This window comes from Proteiniphilum sp. X52 (assembly GCF_003712195.1).
GTDB lineage: Bacteria > Bacteroidota > Bacteroidia > Bacteroidales > Dysgonomonadaceae > Proteiniphilum.
Map to the genome: position 1 here is coordinate 1 of NZ_RDSD01000054.1, position 2,610 is coordinate 2,610.

Annotated in this window: 3 protein-coding genes; all 3 read left to right on the plus strand. The window is 34.0% G+C overall.

The features are described from left to right. Positions 1 to 156 precede the first annotated feature (156 nt). The 3 genes from D7D25_RS17485 to D7D25_RS17495 all read left to right on the plus strand — a co-directional run bounded on the left by D7D25_RS17485 (position 157) and on the right by D7D25_RS17495 (position 2,142). The gene (locus tag D7D25_RS17485) at positions 157 to 384 is read left to right on the plus strand and encodes an NVEALA domain-containing protein (RefSeq protein WP_122970196.1); all 228 of its coding nucleotides are present in this window, start codon (positions 157 to 159) and stop codon (positions 382 to 384) included. A 127-nt stretch (positions 385 to 511) separates the two neighbouring features. Beyond that, positions 512 to 1,549, plus strand: a complete 1,038-nt coding sequence (locus tag D7D25_RS17490) for a 6-bladed beta-propeller (RefSeq protein WP_122970197.1) — start codon at positions 512 to 514, stop codon at positions 1,547 to 1,549. A 299-nt stretch (positions 1,550 to 1,848) separates the two neighbouring features. Continuing rightward, a complete protein-coding gene (locus D7D25_RS17495) occupies positions 1,849 to 2,142 on the plus strand; it encodes an NVEALA domain-containing protein (RefSeq protein ID WP_122970198.1) in 294 nt (97 codons plus the stop codon). Positions 2,143 to 2,610 lie beyond the last annotated feature (468 nt).

Genomic DNA, 2,610 nt, shown 5'->3' on the forward strand with positions numbered 1-2,610 from the left:
GCCGACGACCGGGGGTATTTCAATAAAACCGTTTCGGTGTACGGCAATATGGACAACTCGCCGTTGATTATACGGCTTAAGGGAACCATTGAATAAAAAGTCCTCAATAATGAGGCATTAATCAATAATTTATTAACAAACTAAATTTTTATTCGTATGAAGAAGAAAATTTTATCGGGCCTGTTCGCCCTCGCGCTCCTTGCAACCGCAGGTTTCGGAGTGCACAAAAGTATGAATAGTGATGCCAATCTGAGTGAGTTGGCGTTGGCGAATGTGGAGGCGTTGGCGCAAAGTGAGTCTTCAGACTGTCCTAATGGATGTTTAGATGCACCAGGATTATGTTATTGCAAGCATTGGTTACCTTTTGAAGAAAAAGTTTGGTAACATTTAAAACTAGCTAAAAAATAATTCATAGAAGGAGATTATTTCCTTTTATGAATTATTTCTTTAGAACAACAAAATATTGCGCTATAACTATTTTTCTATATTGGAAATATAAAGACTAAATCATATGGGAAATAAAACATTCGATAATTACATAAAGACAGAATATTGTATATTTCTATTAATATTTTTTTTGACATTACCTAACTGCAAGCAGTATTCTGAAAAAGAGAAACAACATAAAAGTCGAGATAATATCATTAATATACAAAACTTATTGAGAGAGATTAGATTTGATTCTGTATATTTCAGTAATTTTGCTAAAATATACCCGACGCGGAAACACCTAATTGTCAGTGATTATAAATCATTGACAAACCATATTTACTTGTTCGATAAAACCAATTTTAAATTGTTAGCGGAAACGGCTCCTCATGGACAAGGGCCAAATGAAATTACCAATTTAGGGCATATCGCTGTCAACGAACAGGAAAACGCCTTTTATGTTACGGATCATGGAAAGCAAAAGATATTCGCATATCATTCAGATAGTGTTATTATGAATTCATCTTACAAGCCAGCCGTAAAACTAAATATTAAAGAGCAACAATTTCCTAACGAATATATCTTTGTAAATGACTCTATTTGTTTCGGGACAATAATGGAACCCACAAACTCCGGGTTTGATATAGTAACGGCTAAATGGAATATCAATTCCGGTGAAATTTCCCCGATGAAATATAAGCATCCTGAAATAAAAAGGAAACGCATTTCGTTTGCTTTTTCGAAAGAGCAAGAGATATATGTTGAATGTTACAATCATCATGATCTTTTCACGATATGTGATTTAGAGGGCAATCTAAAATATAATATCTATGGGAAAAAATGGGATAATAGAATGTCGAATGAAACAAGGTATTTCGGAAATGTAGCTATTTGTAATGATATGATAATCGCATCGTATTCCGGAAAAAGTAGGTTGTCCGGTAATTCGCTTCCCAGTGAGATTTTAGTATTTGAAGTAGATGGTGATTATATCAAGACACTGGAGGTGGGATACAATATAGTGGGACTTTATCATGATAGATACTTAAACAGGATTATCTTTCACCTGGATGATGCAATGCAATTTGCATATATAGATTTAGATGAAATTGTAAAATAAAGGTCGAATAAATAGGCGACAGAATTTGAACAGAATCTTAACAATTTATTCTTTTGTCAATCATCATTTATTCTGTTCCTTTACAAAAAAATAATAATAAACACAAAGTAAAATGCTAATTTTCAACAGATTAGAAAAAGTGAGTTATAAGTGAGTCAAAAAAATTGGTTTACATTATGAGCTTTGCCACCTTTGTAAACTGGACAAAATGAACTTATTGAAAACGAAGAAGCAAAAACCCCTTCTCCTTCGGTGGAAGGAACTATAAGTAATCATATCATTCATTTAAATTTGTGTCTATGAAGAAAAGAGTTTTATCAGGGCTGTTCGCCCTCGCACTCCTGGCAACCGCAGGTTTCGGAGTGAACAAAAGTATGAAAAGTAATGCCGACCTTAGTGATTTGGCATTGAGTAATGTGGAGGCGTTGGCGCAAGGTGAAAGTGGTGGTGGATCGACGTGTTCTGTAAAAATCACCTGTCTAGATGGTGCTGAAATCTCTTGTTCGGGAACTTCTTGTCGGTATACAAGAGACGAGAGCCATACAATTGGTTATGTATGTTGTGATGATAATTATACATATTGCCAAGGCTAAGTTTAACAAAAGAGTGTCCAACATGCATTAAGATAGGCCAATAATACATTTGGACACTTCTTCTAATTTCAATTCTTATGACCAACAATTTATCTAACAAGCCCCTATTCTTTTTTATATTTATCATTTTCATTGGTTCTTGTAAAAAAGACAATGCTGATTTTAAAATTATTCCCTGCGTTTTGGAAAGTAGTATGGATGTCCTCCCAGATTCAACTTTCATGTCAGAGGCAATAAAAATGCAAATTACCGGAAATCACATTTATTTCTTGGAAAGAACAAGCCGTCAACTAATAAAGCTAAACAAAGATTTTGGCATAAATACAAGAATCGGTGAATGGGGAATAGGACCACACGACTTAACGGAACCACGAAATTTTTTTCTAATTAATATAGTACTCCCACTTAGTTGGACTATTTTTCCTTTTAGTTAAGATAGTTTTTCCTAATTTTTTAAGCTGCTTTTGT